21 protein-coding genes are annotated in these 14,867 nt (G+C 69.8%); 6 read left to right on the forward strand and 15 right to left on the reverse strand.

Going from position 1 to position 14,867, the window contains the following annotated elements:
• Positions 1–681, forward strand: a 681-nt coding sequence (locus ACFFR3_RS34570; protein WP_446686061.1) for a rhamnogalacturonan lyase family protein, incomplete at its 5' end; no start/stop codon positions are given.
• Between the two features lie 40 nt (positions 682–721).
• Here the strand turns inward: ACFFR3_RS34570 and ACFFR3_RS34575 are convergent.
• Positions 722–1,162 (reverse strand): hypothetical protein, encoded by a 441-nt coding sequence (locus ACFFR3_RS34575; protein WP_379484496.1) that lies wholly within the window; start codon positions 1,160–1,162, stop codon positions 722–724.
• Positions 1,163–1,295: 133 nt separating this feature from the next.
• Here ACFFR3_RS34575 and ACFFR3_RS34580 point away from each other — a divergent pair, with 133 nt between their 5' ends.
• On the forward strand, positions 1,296–1,568 hold the full coding sequence (locus ACFFR3_RS34580) for a hypothetical protein (protein WP_379484497.1): 273 nt from the start codon (positions 1,296–1,298) through the stop codon (positions 1,566–1,568).
• On the opposite strand, the gene ACFFR3_RS34585 is transcribed toward ACFFR3_RS34580, so the two are convergent.
• The 8 genes from ACFFR3_RS34585 to ACFFR3_RS34620 all read right to left on the reverse strand — a co-directional run bounded on the left by ACFFR3_RS34585 (position 1,552) and on the right by ACFFR3_RS34620 (position 7,050).
• Complete coding sequence (locus tag ACFFR3_RS34585; protein ID WP_364385474.1) at positions 1,552–2,094, reverse strand: RNA 2'-phosphotransferase; 543 nt, start codon at positions 2,092–2,094, stop codon at positions 1,552–1,554. The two genes, ACFFR3_RS34580 and ACFFR3_RS34585, sit on opposite strands and share 17 nt — an antisense overlap.
• A gap of 169 nt (positions 2,095–2,263) precedes the next feature.
• A complete protein-coding gene (locus ACFFR3_RS34590; protein ID WP_345390428.1) occupies positions 2,264–2,632 on the reverse strand; it encodes a nuclear transport factor 2 family protein in 369 nt (122 codons plus the stop codon).
• Positions 2,633–2,689: 57 nt separating this feature from the next.
• Positions 2,690–3,019, reverse strand: coding sequence for a DoxX family protein (locus ACFFR3_RS34595; RefSeq protein ID WP_364385471.1), 330 nt, complete (start codon positions 3,017–3,019; stop codon positions 2,690–2,692).
• Positions 3,020–3,128: 109 nt separating this feature from the next.
• Positions 3,129–4,004 carry a sigma-70 family RNA polymerase sigma factor gene (locus ACFFR3_RS34600; RefSeq protein WP_364385468.1) on the reverse strand — a complete coding sequence of 292 codons (876 nt, stop codon included), beginning with the start codon at positions 4,002–4,004 and terminating at the stop codon, positions 3,129–3,131.
• A gap of 133 nt (positions 4,005–4,137) precedes the next feature.
• Complete coding sequence (locus ACFFR3_RS34605; RefSeq protein WP_379484498.1) at positions 4,138–4,614, reverse strand: hypothetical protein; 477 nt, start codon at positions 4,612–4,614, stop codon at positions 4,138–4,140.
• Positions 4,615–4,619: 5 nt separating this feature from the next.
• Positions 4,620–5,636 (reverse strand): methyltransferase domain-containing protein, encoded by a 1,017-nt coding sequence (locus ACFFR3_RS34610; protein ID WP_364385462.1) that lies wholly within the window; start codon positions 5,634–5,636, stop codon positions 4,620–4,622.
• Between the two features lie 74 nt (positions 5,637–5,710).
• Positions 5,711–6,316, reverse strand: coding sequence for a LysE family translocator (locus ACFFR3_RS34615; protein ID WP_345390446.1), 606 nt, complete (start codon positions 6,314–6,316; stop codon positions 5,711–5,713).
• Positions 6,313–7,050 carry a metallophosphoesterase gene (locus ACFFR3_RS34620; protein ID WP_345390449.1) on the reverse strand — a complete coding sequence of 246 codons (738 nt, stop codon included), beginning with the start codon at positions 7,048–7,050 and terminating at the stop codon, positions 6,313–6,315. Before ACFFR3_RS34620 ends, ACFFR3_RS34615 begins: the two co-directional genes overlap by 4 nt.
• Before the next feature lie 60 nt (positions 7,051–7,110).
• Between ACFFR3_RS34620 and ACFFR3_RS34625 the strand changes: the two genes are divergently transcribed.
• On the forward strand, positions 7,111–7,728 hold the full coding sequence (locus tag ACFFR3_RS34625; RefSeq protein ID WP_345390452.1) for a CGNR zinc finger domain-containing protein: 618 nt from the start codon (positions 7,111–7,113) through the stop codon (positions 7,726–7,728).
• Positions 7,729–7,945: 217 nt separating this feature from the next.
• Here ACFFR3_RS34625 and ACFFR3_RS34630 read toward each other — a convergent pair whose 3' ends face one another.
• Complete coding sequence (locus tag ACFFR3_RS34630; protein WP_379484499.1) at positions 7,946–8,545, reverse strand: trypsin-like peptidase domain-containing protein; 600 nt, start codon at positions 8,543–8,545, stop codon at positions 7,946–7,948.
• 294 nt (positions 8,546–8,839) lie between these two features.
• Between ACFFR3_RS34630 and ACFFR3_RS34635 the strand changes: the two genes are divergently transcribed.
• Together ACFFR3_RS34635 and ACFFR3_RS34640 are read left to right on the forward strand one after the other, a co-directional pair.
• The gene (locus tag ACFFR3_RS34635) at positions 8,840–9,337 is read left to right on the forward strand and encodes a SigE family RNA polymerase sigma factor (protein ID WP_345390458.1); all 498 of its coding nucleotides are present in this window, start codon (positions 8,840–8,842) and stop codon (positions 9,335–9,337) included.
• A gap of 4 nt (positions 9,338–9,341) precedes the next feature.
• Positions 9,342–10,331, forward strand: coding sequence for a hypothetical protein (locus tag ACFFR3_RS34640; protein ID WP_379484500.1), 990 nt, complete (start codon positions 9,342–9,344; stop codon positions 10,329–10,331).
• Positions 10,332–10,392: 61 nt separating this feature from the next.
• Here ACFFR3_RS34640 and ACFFR3_RS34645 read toward each other — a convergent pair whose 3' ends face one another.
• The 4 genes from ACFFR3_RS34645 to ACFFR3_RS34660 all read right to left on the reverse strand — a co-directional run bounded on the left by ACFFR3_RS34645 (position 10,393) and on the right by ACFFR3_RS34660 (position 12,285).
• Entirely contained in the window at positions 10,393–10,536 is a 144-nt protein-coding gene (locus tag ACFFR3_RS34645) for a hypothetical protein (protein WP_345390464.1), read from the reverse strand.
• A 134-nt stretch (positions 10,537–10,670) separates the two neighbouring features.
• On the reverse strand, positions 10,671–10,832 hold the full coding sequence (locus tag ACFFR3_RS34650; protein ID WP_379484501.1) for a hypothetical protein: 162 nt from the start codon (positions 10,830–10,832) through the stop codon (positions 10,671–10,673).
• A gap of 80 nt (positions 10,833–10,912) precedes the next feature.
• Complete coding sequence (locus ACFFR3_RS34655) at positions 10,913–11,932, reverse strand: hypothetical protein (protein WP_345390467.1); 1,020 nt, start codon at positions 11,930–11,932, stop codon at positions 10,913–10,915.
• Positions 11,929–12,285 (reverse strand): PadR family transcriptional regulator, encoded by a 357-nt coding sequence (locus ACFFR3_RS34660; protein WP_379484502.1) that lies wholly within the window; start codon positions 12,283–12,285, stop codon positions 11,929–11,931. The genes ACFFR3_RS34655 and ACFFR3_RS34660 overlap by 4 nt, the downstream gene beginning before the upstream one ends.
• Before the next feature lie 327 nt (positions 12,286–12,612).
• On the opposite strand from ACFFR3_RS34660, the gene ACFFR3_RS34665 reads away from it, so the two are divergent.
• Positions 12,613–14,049, forward strand: a complete 1,437-nt coding sequence (locus ACFFR3_RS34665) for an MFS transporter (protein ID WP_379484503.1) — start codon at positions 12,613–12,615, stop codon at positions 14,047–14,049.
• A gap of 373 nt (positions 14,050–14,422) precedes the next feature.
• On the opposite strand, the gene ACFFR3_RS34670 is transcribed toward ACFFR3_RS34665, so the two are convergent.
• Positions 14,423–14,794 (reverse strand): beta/gamma crystallin domain-containing protein, encoded by a 372-nt coding sequence (locus ACFFR3_RS34670; RefSeq protein ID WP_345390476.1) that lies wholly within the window; start codon positions 14,792–14,794, stop codon positions 14,423–14,425.
• Between the last annotated feature and the right edge of the window lie 73 nt (positions 14,795–14,867).

The following is a 14,867-nucleotide window of genomic DNA, read 5'->3' on the forward strand; positions in this document are numbered from 1 at the left end:
TGGTCCACCCGCACCGGCCACGGCGACGCCCAGCACCTCGGCGACTTCGACCCCGCCAGGTCCGGCCTCGAATACTTCAAGGTCAGCGAGTCCACCTCCCAGCCCGGCTCCCTCTACATCGACCCCCGCAACGGCGGGATCCTCTGGTCCTCTCCATCCGGTTCTGACAACGGCCGCGGCGTCGCGGGCGACATCTCCACGGTCAGGATCGCGAGCGAGTTCTGGTCGGCCGCCGACGCGAACCTGCGCAGCGTCACCGGCAACAACGCCGGCCGCAAGCCGTCCTCGATCAACTTCCTCGTCTGGTGGGACGCCGACCCCGTCAGGGAGCTGCTCGACCAGACCCGCATCGACAAATACGGCACCGACGGCGACACCCGCCTCCTGACCGCCTCAGGCGTCCACTCCAACAACGGCACCAAGGCCACCCCGTCCCTGTCGGCCGACCTGTTCGGCGACTGGCGCGAGGAGGTCATCTGGCCCACCAGCGACAACCGCGCCCTGCGCATCTACTCCACCCCCACGCCCACGGACCGGCGCATCTACACGCTGATGCACGACCCGCTCTACCGCGTCTCGGTGGCCTGGCAGAACACCGCGTACAACCAGCCGCCGCACACGAGCTTCTTCCTCGGCGACCGCATGCCCACGGCCCCCCGCCCCGACATCTACGTCCGCTGACCCCGAGGGGTGGCACCGGCCAGGCCCGGTGCCACCTCCCTCACGCCAGGAGCAGCATGACGGCCCAGATGGTGAGGGAGGACAGGCCGGTCGCCACCCACAGGCGGAAGCGGCCGGGGGCGGAGGCCCAGGCGGCGACCGTGTACGCGATGACGCCGCTGAGCGCGTACACCTCGAAGGAGAAGCGCCCGAGCGCCCACAGCGCCATCAGCAGCAACAGGCCGAGCACGGCGGTCGGCCAGGCCGGGCGGAAACCCAGGAGGTGCAGCAGCGGCCAGGCGAGCAGGGTCATGGCCCAGCGGCCTGTCCGCAACGACTCCACGAGCAGCCCCAGACAGCCAAAGTATTCGCCGCAGTACCGGGAGTCGGGGAAGAGGCGGGCTATCAGCATCGCGACCACCGCGAGCAGGGCCGTCAGGGTGAATCCGGCCAGAGCGCCGAGCAGGAGGCGTCGGCCCTCGGTCATGGATAAGCCGTCCATTTCCGCATGGTGACATGTCGTGATGTGCGGCGACCACGACGGAGATCAGCTTGATGCGAAGCCGTCACCCAGCTCGTCCCGCGTCAAGGAACCCACCCAGGCGTCGACCCGCCTCCCCCGGTGGAAGAGCCGCTTGCGCAGCGTCCCCTCCACCACGAACCCGGCCTTCTCGGCCACCCGCCGCGACGGCGAGACCGTCGCCTGGGACACCCACCCGGGCGACGGCAGCGTCTCGGAGGACGACTCCGTCGAGGAGATCCTCAGGGCATACCTCTACCAGGGCGCGGCCGTGGCCTACTGCTACGCGGGAGCGGGCCTGCTGCCGTCCGACGCCCGCTCGCTGACCGAGGAGGCCGGCACGTGGGTGACGCTCCCCGACGGGGAACAGCTCAGGAGGGAAACCTGAGATGGGACGGCGGCACGTGGTCCACCAGCCACACCCCGTTGACGCTGCGCATGAAGGTGTGCCCGTCGGCGTGCATCGCTCCCGACGCCACCACCAGCACCACCGGCACTCCTCGCCGCGCCCCCACCCGCGTCGCCGTCTCCCGGTCGGGCGACAGATGCACGTGGTGCCGGCTCATCGGCCGCAGGCCCTCCCGCCTGATCGCCGCCACGAACCGGCCGATGGTGCCGTGGTAGAGCGCCTCGGGCGGCTCCACGGCGGGCAACCCGAGCTCCACCGGCACCGAGTGGCCCTGGCTGGCCCTGATCCTGTCGCCTTCGATCGTGTAGCGGCGCTTGTCGTTGGCCGCGACGACCTCCCGCAGCTCCTCTGGCGTGATCGGGAAGCCGTGCGCGGCGGCGGCCCGCAGCAGCTCCCCGACGTGGGCCCAGCCGCCCTCGTCGAGGGTGAGCCCGATGCGGCCGGGGTCGTGGCGCAGGTGCCGGGCCAGATACTTGGAAACGCGGATCAGCCGCCGTTCGTCCATCAACGGCCATGCTGCCCGCTCCCAAGCGCCGTCCGCCAGCCGATTTCTTCGCTGTGAACGGTCGCAGGGGACGGAGGACGGTTTCACCTGGCCCCGCACCTCGCCGCCACCTTCGGCGTCACCCCCTTCACGCTGACGGGTGACATGGAGGTGCGGGGCGCCGGTGTGCTCAGCGGTGTTCGTTCTCCTTGAGCTCGATGACCCAGGCGCGGCGCTCGGCGATCTTCCCGTCCCGCAGGACGAACACCTCCGCCATCGACATCCGCATCTCATCGCCGTCCGCACGCCGTACCCACCCGGTGAGCTCCGCCATGACCACGTCGCCCTGCTCGACCATCCGCACGACCTCCAGGTGCGGCGGGTTGACGAACTCGGGTGGGCCGTCGATGGCCTGGTCGTAGGCGTCCTTGCCGGTCAGGTGGAAGGCGCCGAAGACGGTCCACTCGATGTCGTCGGTCAGGCAGGACAGGATCTGCTCGTGGTCGTTCTTACGGAAACCGTCCAGGTAGGTGTTGACGGTCTCGATGTTGCGTGACATGTCTGCTCCTTTCGCCGTAGGCGAGTCGGAGCGGCCGGAGCGTTCTCGACATCCTCCTCAGATCATGAGGGTGACGGCCACGGGGACGAGGTACAGGATCGGGAAGACGACGGTCTTGTACGACCGGGCGCGCAGCACGGTGACGACGGCGCCGAGGAAGTACACCACCAGCCCGATCCCGGCCAGCACGCCGATCACCGGCACGGCCAGACCGGCCAGCAGCCCCGCCGCCCCCGCGGCCTTGGCCGCGCCCAGCCAGGGCCACCACGAGGCGGGCACCCCGTACGTCCGCAGCGGTTCGACGACCCACGCGGCGCGGGTGAGGATCGCGTACGCGGAGAAACCCACCCAGGCGGCGGCCAGAACGGTGACGATGATGGGAAGCATCGGATGCTCCTTGCTCTCGAATGACGCCGGGCCGGTAGCGCCCGTCACCGCCCTGACCCGCCGCCGGACGGCGATGTGACCGGCGGCGGGAGTGACGTACGTCACCTCGTCAGCCGGGCACCGCCACGTCGAGCAGGCCGAGCCGCTCGGGCTCGGCGACGACGTCGATGGCGGTGATGAGCCCGTCGTCGACGGTGAAGGTGAGCGCCACCCGCAGCCTGCCCTGCGCCGCCATGACCAGGCCGACCGCGCCGTCGAGCAGCGCGGGACCGGTGAATCTGGCCCGCTGCATGGCGGCCATCGCGCCCTTGGCGACGGCCTCGGCCCCCTGGACGGTGACGGGCGCGGCGGTGAGCATGACGGCCGCGTCCGCCCGCAGGGTGACCTCGGGATGCAGCAACGTGATCAGCGCCCGGAAGTCCTGCCCGCGCGTCGCCGACAGGAAAGCCTCGACGATCTCCCGCGTCCGGCCCGGCTCACGGTGCGGCGCGGGCGCCCCCTTGACCCGGCGACGCGCCCGGCTGGCCAGCTGCCGGGTCGCCTCGGGTGAGCGTTCCAGCAAGGGGGCGATCTCCTCGAACGGCACCGCGAACAGATCGTGCAGCACGAACGCCACCCGCTCGGCCGGGCTCAGCCTGTCGAGCACCACCAGCAGCGCCACCCCCACCGAGTCGGCCATCTCCACCTCGGCCTCGGGGTTTCCCGCCGCCGGGCCGAGCAGCGGGTCGGCAGCCTGCGTGTCCAGCGGCTCCTCCTGGCGGTGGGCACGGGAGCGCAACATGTTCAGGCACACCCGGGCCACGATGGTGGTCAGCCAGCCGGCGAGGTTCCGCACCTCCGCGGTGTGGGCGCGATCGGCCCGCAGCCACGCCTCCTGCAACGCGTCGTCGGCCTCGCTGAGCGAGCCCAGCATCCGGTACGCCACCGCGCGAAGGTGCCCCCGATGCTCGGCGAACCGCTCCGCCAGCCACTGCTGTCCGTCCATGTTTCCTCCGTCAGGCGAGGTGAGCACGCTCATCCTCGCAAGCCCCGGAGGTGAGGCTATGTGCCGGTGGCGCCGTTGTGGCGGGCGTACTCACCGTTCATGTGCACGTACGCCCGCCGCAGGCACATCGGACTCACGGCACGACACTCAGGAACGCCATCTCATCCAGGGGCAGCCCCCGATCATTGACCTGCACTCCGCTGCTCTTGAGCGACTCGACCGAGACGATGACGTACGGCCACGCGGCCGACTCCAGCCAGATCTCAGACCGCTCGCGATCCGACACCCGCCAGCCCAGCAGCTCCAGCCGGCGCTCGATCGCGGCGACCACGCCTTCCTTCGCACTCCCTTCGAGGTGGACTACGAATTCGGTCACCTCGACATAGTTGTTCTCCCACTGGTGCATGACGAGAGTCTCTTCATGAACGACCCGGCCGACGCCCCGCACCTCGGTGAGCGCGGCCGCCTCCACCCGCGCCACGCGAGGGCTGAACTGTAAGTGCAGCGCAGCCACCGCCAGGAGCACGACGGCCGAGAAAGCCACGGGCAGCACCACGACCTTCTGGAAGCTCAGCCGCTTCTTCTCCTGCGGCGCCCTGGCCCGGCCCATGGGCCCTAGTCAAGCGCGCGCCGGCCCAGGACGAGGCGGCCAATGGGCGTCGTCGTCACCTCGACGTCCTCGAAGCCGCCGTCCCGCAACTCCGCGGCCAGTTCCTCCGCCGTACGGACGGGTGGGACGCCCCGGGAGTCGGCGACGAGCGCGTCCAGGGCGGAGTGCAGGCGGGCCTCCGGAGCGTCCTGTGCCGGCGGCGTCAGCTCCTGCACCAGGAGCAGGCCGCCAGGGACCAGCGCGCGCCGCGCGGCTTCGAGGGTGACCGCGCGGGCGTCGTCCGGGAAGAACGCCTGTGCCCAGTACGCGACCTCGTACGCCGCCTCGTCGTCGATCTCCTGGGCGTCGGCGCACCGGATCTCCAGGCGGGACGTCACGCCGGCCGCCTCGGCCCGCTCCCGCAGCTCCTTGACCACGTCCTCGGCTCGCTCGACCCCGACCGCCCGCAACTCAGGGAACATCGTCAGCGTCGTCAGCAGCGCTCCCCCGATGCCGCTGCCGATGTCGAGCAGCGGACCGCCCGCGGCCAGCCGGTCGCGGTACGCGGGCACCGCGTCGTACGCCATCGAGAAGATCGCCCGCGTGGCGGCGGCCGGCAGCATGCCCCAGTTACGGGCTACGACCAGCGCGTCCTGCTCCCAGGTCCGCCGCACGTCCGGCGAGAGCGCCGAACGCACCCGGTCGCGAGCCGCCGTGACCATGTCGATCGCGTCGTCCAGCCGCACGCCGGCGGGAGCCCCGTTCAGCGCCGCGAACTCCTCGGTGAGGACGTAAGCAGGCCCCTCCCCATCACGTACGACCCCCGCGGCCACGAACACCTCGACCACCCGCCGCGCCCGCTCGGCGGACACCCCACCGGCCTCGGCCAGCGCCTCGACGGTCGTAGGCGTGGTCAGCAGGTCCAGCCACCCCGCCCCGGACGCGGCACGCAGCAGATCGACCACCAGCCCGCCGTCCGCCCACTGCAGCAGCCGCGCGCGGGCCCCCAAGGCGGCCTGTACGGTACCGAGCTCTTCGTTCATCCTGATCCCCCATGTCGGTGTTCAGGAGGCTAGCCAAGATGGCGGGCGCGGTCAAGACCGAACGTTCTACCCACCTAGGCCGTGGCCGCCCGAACGCCCAGCACGACGAGCACCACCGCCGTCACCTTGCCCATCACGCGCCTGAACCGGGCCCTACGCAGGAGGCCCGCCCCTCGATGCAGCAGCGCCGTCCACCCCAAGAGCCACACGATCATGAGCAGAGCATGGGCACTGGCCAGGGCGAAGATCTGCCCGCCGAAAGGACGCCCGGGCGCGAGGAACTGCGGCACCAGCGTCAGGTAGATGGAGGCCGCCTTGGGATTGAGCACGTTCGCGAGCAGGGCCTGGGTGTAGGCGGAACCGGTGCGCTCCGGCGGATCATCCGGCATGGGAGGCCGGGAACGCCAGGTCCACAGCCCGAGGCCGATGAGATAGGCGGCGCCGGCGAGCTTGACGACGGTGAACGCCTGGCTGGAGTGCATGACGAGCGCCGACAGCCCGGCGACCGCGAGGGCGGCGTGGGCGTACAGGCCGGTGATGGTGCCGAGGACGACGGGTACGGCCTGGCGGCGGCCGCCGGTGGTGACGTGCTGGATCAGCAGGGTCAGGCTGGCGCCCGGCGTGGCGATGATCGGCAGGATCGCCAGGAGGAACCCGGCGACCGCGTACGGATGGATCACGGCAGCACGACGCGGTAGTGCGTGGTGAGGCGGAGGTCGTCGTCCAGGATGTGGAACGCGAGCCCGGGCGGCTGCTCGCGGTCGGCGGGCCGATCACCCTCCCAGGGCAGGCGCAACGTCCAGGTGACGGCCGGCCCGACGATCAGCGGACGTCCCCCGAACATCGACGCGGCCGCGGTGTGCGCATGACCGGTGAGCACGCCGACGACCTGCGGATGAGCGTCGAGCAGCGCGGCGAGGTCGCCGGGCGACTCCAGCCGGCCCGAGTCGGGCAACGGGTGATGCAGCTCGACGGGCGGCTGGTGGAAGGCGATCAGCGCGGGCGTGTCAGGGTCGAGGACGTCGTGCATCCAGGTGAGCGTCTCGGCGTCCAGCCGGCCCTCGTCGCGGCCGGGGATGGTGGCGTCGCACATCAGGATGGCGACGCCGCCGATGTGATGCACCTCATTGACGGGCTCGTCGGCGGGCGGCCGACCCAGCAGCGCCTTCCGGTACGCCGCCCGGACGTCGTGATTGCCGGGACACGTGAGCACGGGGAAGGGCGCGTCCAGGATGCGGGCGGCCTCCTCGTACTCGGCCTCCTCGCCATGGTCGGCGATGTCCCCGGTGACCAGCAGGGCGTCGACCAGGCGAGGCAGTGCCCGCAGATGGTCCATGACCTGGGTGGCGCGCCGGGTCGCCCTGTCGCTGCCGTCGAGGTGCAAGTCGCTGATCTGGGCCAGCAGCAGTCTCATCAGGCTCCTAACGGTTAAACTCAGCTTTAGCGTTAGGGACCATAAGCTACAAAGGACGGCATGAGCAACCGGGAGGTTCGAGTGGAGCGCTGGCCGGCTCTGGAACTGGCGAGCACGATCCGCCACGACGGCAACGGCGGCGTCGCCGACGACCTGGCGACCCTGGATGACGCGACCCACTGGCTCCACCAGCAGGTCGATCCCGCGGACATCACCGTGGACGAGCAGCTCAGAAGCGAACTCGTCGAGCTGCGCCGCGCCATACGAGCCCTGTTCGCGCACGCGGTCAGCCCCGCCCCTCCCAGCCGCGCCGACGCCAACCGCCTGATGCCCCTCGACCAGGCCATGACCCATCTCAACGCGGCAGCCGCCCGCGAGGCGATCGTCCCGCAACTGACCTGGCCGGAGGGCGGCACACCGCGTACGGACGTGCTGTCGACCGAGCCCGACGGGAACGTCCGCCTGATCGCCACCCTGGCCCGAGCCGCCATCGACTTCCTGAGCGGCCCGCACCGCGAGCAGTTGCGCGCCTGCAACGCACCCCGCTGCGTCCGCTACTTCGTCAAAACCCACGGCCGCCAGGAATGGTGCAAACCCTCCTGCGCCAACCGCGCCCGCGCCGCCCGCCACTACCAACGCCACAACACCACAGCCACCGGAGAACGCGGCCGTTCCTGACGCACACCAAAAAATCAGTTCAAGTCACCTGCAGGCGAGCAGAGAACGAAAAGCATTCCAAAGCCGGCAGCACCCCGGCCATCGCGGCGGCCGTCAACATCCTCATCAGGTTCCTCTTTTCCACGGGGAACCCAAAAGGTAGAAGTCCGTGCAGGCAGCACACAGGACACGATCGTCTGGCCTTCCCCCTGAGTTTCGTCAGGTGGACCCTCGTTCGTCACGGACCTGCATCGCACTTGCGTGTCGACACATGCTTCGTGGCTTTGGCCGCGCGCTTGGCGATGGGCAGGATCTCCTCGGCGGCCAGCGCGTACCCGCGCTTCGGATCCTGCTTGGTCGCGGCGACGACCATCCCCGCGACCGTGCCGCCTTCGACGAGCAGCGGGGCGCCGCTGATACCCGGGCGCACGTCGAAGGCGAGTTCGAGCACCGTCCTGGTGACCTGACGTCTCTTGTAGATGTCCGGCCCTTCCGCCTCGAACCGATCGAGGATCTCGACCGGCTGCGCGACGACGCCTTTCGCCCCCTTCGGATAACCGAGCAAGCGCGCATCGCCGAGCGACCCTCCGGGCACGTCCAGCCAGAGTGCAGGGGCAGGCAGATCAGGTACGTACAGGACCGCGACGTCGACATCAGGATCGAACGCCACGACACGCCCTTTATAGACCTCACCGTCAGCAGCCGTGACGCGGACGGACACCGGGCGGACACCGGCCACCACATGCGCCGGGGTCACCACCCGCTGGGGGGCGTACACGAAACCCGTCCCCTCGATCTTCTTGGCACACGACGGCGCCACTCCCGCCAGATGAACCACGCTCCGCTCCCCGACAGCGTCCCCCGGCGCGCCCGCCACCTCACTGGCAGCAGCCGTGGAACGGACGGGCACCGGCGCGGGAGGCGCGGTGGTGGCCGAGCATCCGGCCAGAACGAGAACGACAGATAACCAGCCCCAGCGCAGCACGCCTCGCCACTTCCTCTCATGGGGTCCACCGAGACAGCGTGGATCTTGCAGGATCCTCCCAGAGACGACCGCTTCCTGAGCCTGAGCAACCTTCCGCTCCTCCGGCGGCGTATGGACGGGTGACTGTCGCTCGAGGAAGGACCGTACATGGCGGATGGATCGGAGTACGACGCGTTCGTCGAGGCGTCGTGGCACCGGCTGCTCCGCACCGCCTACCTGCTCGCCCGTGACTGGGGAGCGGCCGAGGACCTGGTGCAGACGGCGCTGCTGAAGGCGTGGCAGGCCTGGCCGCGCCTGGGCGACGAGCGTGAGGCGTACGTCCGCAAGATCATGGTGAACCTGCACATCTCCTGGTGGCGGCGGCGCTGGAGAAGGGCCGAGATGACCAGCGAGTCGCCGCCCGACCAGGCGCAGGCGGCCGACCACATGGGACAGGCCGACGATCGCGAGCTGGTCTGGCAGGCGCTCGGCCGCCTGCCCGCCCGGCAGCGGGCCGTCATCGTGCTGCGGTTCTTCGAGGACCTGAGCGAGGCCCAGACCGCTGAGACGCTCGGCTGCAGCGTCGGAACGGTCAAGAGCCAGGCGAGCAGGGCGCTGGCCAAGCTTCGGGTGGACAAGTCGTTCACGTACGACAGGAGGGGGTAGCGCCATGCCCATCGACCAGCGAGAACTCCGCGACCTGCTCGACGAACGCAGCAGCCCCGCCCTCGACCGCCCGATCCCCTGGCACTCACTGCGCGCCAGGGCGCGCGGCGCGCGGCGGCGCCGGCTCGCGACCGTCGCCGCCGCTGTCAGTTTCGCCGTCGCGGTCGTCGCCGGCGGTACGGTCGTCAGCCTGCGCGGGCCCGATCAGCCGACCACTGCGAACATGACCGAAAAGCTCCCCAGCCGGTACGAGGAGTCGGACGGCACCGTCTACCGCAGGCTCGCCACCGCAACCTTCGACCCAGCGCGCCAGGCATCGGTGCTCTTCGAGGTGGAGGTGAGCGGCAAACCGGTGGCCATCCTGCCTGACTGCCCATCTCCCAAAGCGGCACCACCGCAGGTCATCGCAAGCGTGCCGGGCCTGGACAAGACCTTCACGCTGTCCCCGGCGCCCTTCCTGATGAACGCGTGCGAGCGCGGCAAAGCGGTCGACATGCAGCCCTTCCCCGCCGGGACGCGAACGGTGATATTCACCGTCAAGGGCTCCCCCGAGCGCACGGCTCCCGGGAAATGGCGGTTCGGCGTGTACGAGTGGACGCCGCCGGCCACGATGAAGCCCGCCTCGCCCCCGCCCGAGCCGCCCGCGAAGGTCCGGAAGGAGCTCGACCTGGCCGCCAAGGCCACCACCACCTGGCCCGACAGCCGCGAGGTGACGGTCACCGTGCCGAACAAGGGCCTAGGCCTGGCCGTCGCCACCTCCTGCGGAGACGGTCTCGGCGACCGGCTCAGCCAGAAGGTGTGGGTGAACGGACGCCTGATCAAGGGCAGCGTCGACTGCTCCTCCTCGCCGGTCGGGGGTGGGTTCCTCTACCTGGGCAAACGGCTGCTCAGCGGGAAGACGACCACGATCAGGGTCCGGCTGGAGACGTCCATCCCCGAATACCTGCGACGCCCCGGAACCCTGACGGTGGCCGTCTATGCCGGCGACATGTGACGAGGCATGAGCCCGATCTCAGCCTTGGAGGTCCGCCACCGTACCCGCAGGAAGCAGGCGATCACTGCATGGTGGCCTCGGTCGTCCGCCTGAGGTGCTCGTTACGCAGCAGGATCAGCTTGGTCATGTAACGGCGCAGGACGAGAGCCTCAGCGAGCGTGCCCAAGGGGCCGGCGGGCGCGGCGAAGTCGACGATGTCCTTCATGAGGGTCGCTTCGACGCCACTGTCGGCATCAGGCGTCGATTCGAAGGTGTGCTCGTGGCGCCAATACCGAAAGGGGCCGCGTACCTGTTCGTCGACGAAGTACGAGGGCCGGACATAGGCGCTGATCGTCGAGGTCAGGTGCCAGATGAGGCCGAAGTGCCGCGCTCGCCACCTGACCTGATCGCCCAGGGAGAGCCGTCCGGAATGGAAGAGGCGTGCAGCTCGACTGATAAGGACGCATCGAAGACGACCGGCAGCGGCGCGAGAACCAGAGTGGCCACCTCGAAACGAGACATGCGCGGATCCTAACCGCCGCCCGGCCGGTGGCCCGCGAAGGGCCACCGTCGCCTATACGGGAGAGAGCGAGTTCGGGACGCTAGCTGCCGTCTCGAAGGGGAACAGCCGGACGGGGCAGGACACGCAGCCCCGCAACGAGCAGCGCCAGACACAGCGTCGACAACGCCGCAGACTGAACGATCGCAGTGATGGCAAGCGACTGTTCGGGCCTTTCGACACCGATCAGAAAGACCGGTGACCGCTCAACGGCCATCGACGCCGCGACGATGGCGAGACCCAATCGCCAGGCCGGCGTGGTGTCGCGCACCAGGCACAGCAGGCCTGCCATCAGGAGCGCCGCCACGATCACGCCCTGCGGATCGATCCACATGGCCACCCACGCTGTCGGGTGACCAGGCGTGGCATTTGTGCCCGTGAGGTTGGCGAAGGCGAGCGCGATGGCGATGTACGCGGCGGTCAGCCCCAGCGGCAGTGCGGTCATCGGCAGGGAGCGCCGCACCGGCGCGTCCACGTGGTAGCCGGTCAGCAGAGCCAGGACGGGCACCATGGCGCCCAGGACGTGAGGTGCGGAGTCGATGACCGATCGAGGCCAGGTGAGGGCAGCGATCCCGACCATGACCAGCACGTGCACCAGGCCCAGCACGGCCAGGAGCTTGGCTGCCCGCACCTTGCCGAGCGCGAGCGCGGCGAAGGCGGCGACCTGGGCCAGACCCCCCGCTGTCGCCAGGAGCTGCGGCACCTGCCGGCCAGGGGTGACGACCAGCGATCGTCCCGGCAGGTAGCCCAGGGCGTGTAGCGAGAAGAGCACGTCGATCCAGCCGATCACAGCCTGGTAGCCCAACCCGAGCAGGGCCACCAGCCTGACTGCGTCACCGACGGCGCGGTGGCGGGGTGCGGCGCCGAGACCGCCGAGCCTGCTCCTGACCGCCAGCGCGGCGATGGAGACGGTCTCTCGCCAGCTCGGCCGCGCGTTGTCCTCGTCGCGATCTTGCCCGGCGCCTTGAAGGAATGCCTCGACCATTTCCTCCTCACGCTCGGCCCGGTAGGAGGCGGGCAGCATCTTGAGGATGAGGCGGTAGCGCTGCTCCAGCAGGCTCACGCCGAACCTCCAGCGATCGATGGCCGGCTGGTGAGGCTGCTCCGGCGGGCACCGAGTCGCTCGACGGCGATCTGGAGGGTGCTGTTCAGCCTGGCGAGCTCCGCCGCAAGGGCCTCCTCCCCCGCGTCGGTGATGCGGTAGTAGCGGCGCAGACGTCCCGAGTGCGCCTCTTCGTGGTCGAGTTCCACCAGGCCGTCGGCGGTCAACCGGTCGAGAACGCCGTACAAGGAACCGATCTTGAGCTGCACCGTCCCCGCAGACAGCCGGTCCACTTCCTGCACGATCCCGTAGCCGTGCCGCGGCTCATCGAGGAGTGCCGTCAAGGCCAAGAACATCGGCTCCGTCATAGTCATTTCACCACTATAACCTGTGTCACAAGATATAGGCGCATCCATGTTGCCCTCCCTGGCAAGGCATCGTGAACGGTTCTCAGGAGTGCCCAGCCGATGACGAGCGAGGTCCAGGGTTGGATCACCGGTTGAGGCTTGCCCGTTCGCCGTCCTGGCCGGGAGCGGTGAACGGCGCGAAGGTTTCCGGCGACGGTTCAACGACATCGTGGAACGCATGAGTGCTGACCACGACGAACGGTTCGGCGGCCCGTCATCCGTCCAGCCGCCAGGAGACGAGCGCAACTCCCTCGCGATCTGTGGAGGAGCGCGGAGCGTCCTGGAGGAAAGCCGGTGAACGCCCTTCCGCCCGCCACCCCACCCTCCACGCCGCCCTCCACCCCGCCCGCCTGGCGGGAGCTATTGGGCCGCGAGCATCTCGGCTCGGCAATCGTGCTGGCCGGCGGGGTGCTGGTCGGCGCGATCAACATCTACCTGGCCGCGAGCCTGCTGCCGACCGCGGTGGCCGAGCTCGGCGGAGCGAGCTTCTACGCCTGGAACATGACCGTCTACATCGTCGCCATGGTGGTCACGACGATGCTCACCGGCCGGTTCCTGACCCGGTGGGGCGACGTCGGCGCCTACCTCGCCGGCTTCGCCACCTTCGCCGCGGGCTCGCTGGCCTGCGCGCTGAGCCCGGCGATGACGGTGCTCCTGCTTTCGCGGGGAGTTCAGGGGCTCGGCGCGGGATTGCTGTCCGGGCTCGGATTCGCCGTCATCCGGTCGGCGCTGCCCTCCCGGCTCTGGGCCCGCGGCGCCGCACTGATGTCGGCGATGTACGGCGTCGGCAACTTCACCGGCCCGGCACTCGGCGGCCTGTTCGCCCAGTTCGGCTCGTGGCGGCCGGCGTTCGCGACGATGGCGCTGATCGGGGTCGGATGCTGTGTACTCGTGCTCCGTGTCCTGCCGCGCAGCCGGCGCAGCGGGGCGCGGGTGCCGATCCCGGCAGGGTCCCTGCTGCTGATCACGGCCGGCGCCGGAGCCGTGAGCGTGGCCGGGGTCGTGGCCGGCACGCTGCAGAAGGGCGCCGCCATCGCGCTCGCGCTCCTGCTGCTGGCCGGGTTCGTCGCGCATGAGCGGCGCAGTGAGCAGCGGGTCTTCCCGCGTACGACCTACCGGCGCGGCTCGCCGTTGAAGTGGATCTACCTGACGCTGGCGCTGCTGGCCTTCGGCGTCGCGGTGGAGTCGTTCCTGCCGCTGTTCGGCCAGCGGCTGGCCGGACTGCCACCGCTCGTGGCGGGGTTCTTCGCCGCGGCCATCTCACTCGGCTGGTCGGTGACCCAGATCTGCAGCTCGTCGGTGACCGAGCAACGCACGGTGCGCCGGCTGCGCGTGCTCGGGCCACTGCTGCTCGCCGCCTGCCTCCTCCTTCAAGGGCTGCTCCAGCGTACGGACACACCGGTCTGGCTGGTGGTCGTCTGGGTGCCGGTGCTGTTCGCCGCCGGGGCCGGGATCGGCCTCGCCTATCCGCACCTGTCCGTGGGGGCGATGTCCAGCACCCAGGATCCGGAGGAAGGCGGGCGGGCCGCGGCGGGCATCGCCACCGTGACGAGCCTGGCGATCGCGTTCGGCACGGCCGTGGCCGGGACGCTGATGAACCTCGGCGGGGACTCGATGCTCGACGCGGCACGGTACATGCTGTTCGGGCTCGGACTCATCTGTGCGATCGGCGCCCTCACCGCCCATGCCGCCAACCGCACGAGCCGGACGCAGCCGGACGCGGCCGGCTGATCAGGCTCCGCGCAGCCGAGCCTCGTGACCGAAATCCTCCGAAACGACGAGATCCCGCCCGATCGCGATGATCGGACGGGATCCCGTCAACTTCAGTCCGCCCGTCTCAAGAACGGCCCGAACAGGGGTATACGCGGACTACGTGCTGGAAGAACCCCTGGATATTTGTCCGCGACGTCGCTCAATCCCACATGGCGTACATGAAAGACGGCCATCCGGAAACCACCCCGCACTGACTTCCGAAGATGTCAGTGGCGGTGACGCGAGCTCGCGACCTCAATGCGGGGGCCCGGCTTTCCCGGGGCTGTGCCCCGGAGCCTTGCCGGCCGGAGCGGCGATCGGGCAGGACCGCCGCCCCGATGTCGCCGGCAGTTCAGACGATCCTGATCCCCTGGATGCGGACCCCACCGGGATGGTTCGGCCAGGTGAATACGGTCCACTTCGGGATCGGCTGAGCCGGCTGCCATCTTCCGTCCCCGTACCACTGAACGCGATTGTTACCGGTCGAGATCAGGGTGACCCACCAGACATCCTGGACGTACATATCCGTTCCGGCGTTGGCGTAACAGTAGTTGGCTGACGAGGCGCCGGTTGCGTGGATTGTGGCGCGTACGAGGTCGGACCGGCCGGCGCACGGGACCTCATTGATCGCGTACGCCGCCGTCGGGAGGGCGACGGTAAGCGAGGCCGTCACCGCGACGGACGCCAGAGTGGCCAGGGCCGCGCGTTTGGTGATGCGTTTCATGGACTTCTCCTTTGCAGGTGAGATTCATGCGGTGGAAAGGGAGCCGGACTATCCGCAGACTTGACCAGGAGAT

This window comes from Nonomuraea salmonea, assembly GCF_042428605.1.
Classification (GTDB): domain Bacteria; phylum Actinomycetota; class Actinomycetes; order Streptosporangiales; family Streptosporangiaceae; genus Nonomuraea; species Nonomuraea salmonea.

Bases quoted from the DNA above. Each gene is read 5' to 3' on its own strand.
- ACFFR3_RS34625 (WP_345390452.1), top strand. From the start codon at position 7,111: ATGAGCAACCGGGAGGTTCGAGTGGAGCGCTGGCCGGCTCTGGAACTG.
- ACFFR3_RS34575 (WP_379484496.1), bottom strand. From the start codon at position 1,162: ATGGACGGCTTATCCATGACCGAGGGCCGACGCCTCCTGCTCGGCGCT.
- ACFFR3_RS34590 (WP_345390428.1), bottom strand. From the start codon at position 2,632: ATGTCACGCAACATCGAGACCGTCAACACCTACCTGGACGGTTTCCGT.
- ACFFR3_RS34600 (WP_364385468.1), bottom strand. From the start codon at position 4,004: ATGGACGGACAGCAGTGGCTGGCGGAGCGGTTCGCCGAGCATCGGGGG.
- ACFFR3_RS34605 (WP_379484498.1), bottom strand. From the start codon at position 4,614: ATGGGCCGGGCCAGGGCGCCGCAGGAGAAGAAGCGGCTGAGCTTCCAG.
- ACFFR3_RS34595 (WP_364385471.1), bottom strand. From the start codon at position 3,019: ATGCTTCCCATCATCGTCACCGTTCTGGCCGCCGCCTGGGTGGGTTTC.
- ACFFR3_RS34650 (WP_379484501.1), bottom strand. From the start codon at position 10,832: ATGTCTCGTTTCGAGGTGGCCACTCTGGTTCTCGCGCCGCTGCCGGTC.
- ACFFR3_RS34660 (WP_379484502.1), bottom strand. From the start codon at position 12,285: ATGACTATGACGGAGCCGATGTTCTTGGCCTTGACGGCACTCCTCGAT.
- ACFFR3_RS34645 (WP_345390464.1), bottom strand. From the start codon at position 10,536: ATGAAGGACATCGTCGACTTCGCCGCGCCCGCCGGCCCCTTGGGCACG.
- ACFFR3_RS34620 (WP_345390449.1), bottom strand. From the start codon at position 7,050: ATGAGACTGCTGCTGGCCCAGATCAGCGACTTGCACCTCGACGGCAGC.
- ACFFR3_RS34635 (WP_345390458.1), top strand. From the start codon at position 8,840: ATGGCGGATGGATCGGAGTACGACGCGTTCGTCGAGGCGTCGTGGCAC.
- ACFFR3_RS34585 (WP_364385474.1), bottom strand. From the start codon at position 2,094: ATGGACGAACGGCGGCTGATCCGCGTTTCCAAGTATCTGGCCCGGCAC.
- ACFFR3_RS34610 (WP_364385462.1), bottom strand. From the start codon at position 5,636: ATGAACGAAGAGCTCGGTACCGTACAGGCCGCCTTGGGGGCCCGCGCG.
- ACFFR3_RS34640 (WP_379484500.1), top strand. From the start codon at position 9,342: ATGCCCATCGACCAGCGAGAACTCCGCGACCTGCTCGACGAACGCAGC.
- ACFFR3_RS34670 (WP_345390476.1), bottom strand. From the start codon at position 14,794: ATGAAACGCATCACCAAACGCGCGGCCCTGGCCACTCTGGCGTCCGTC.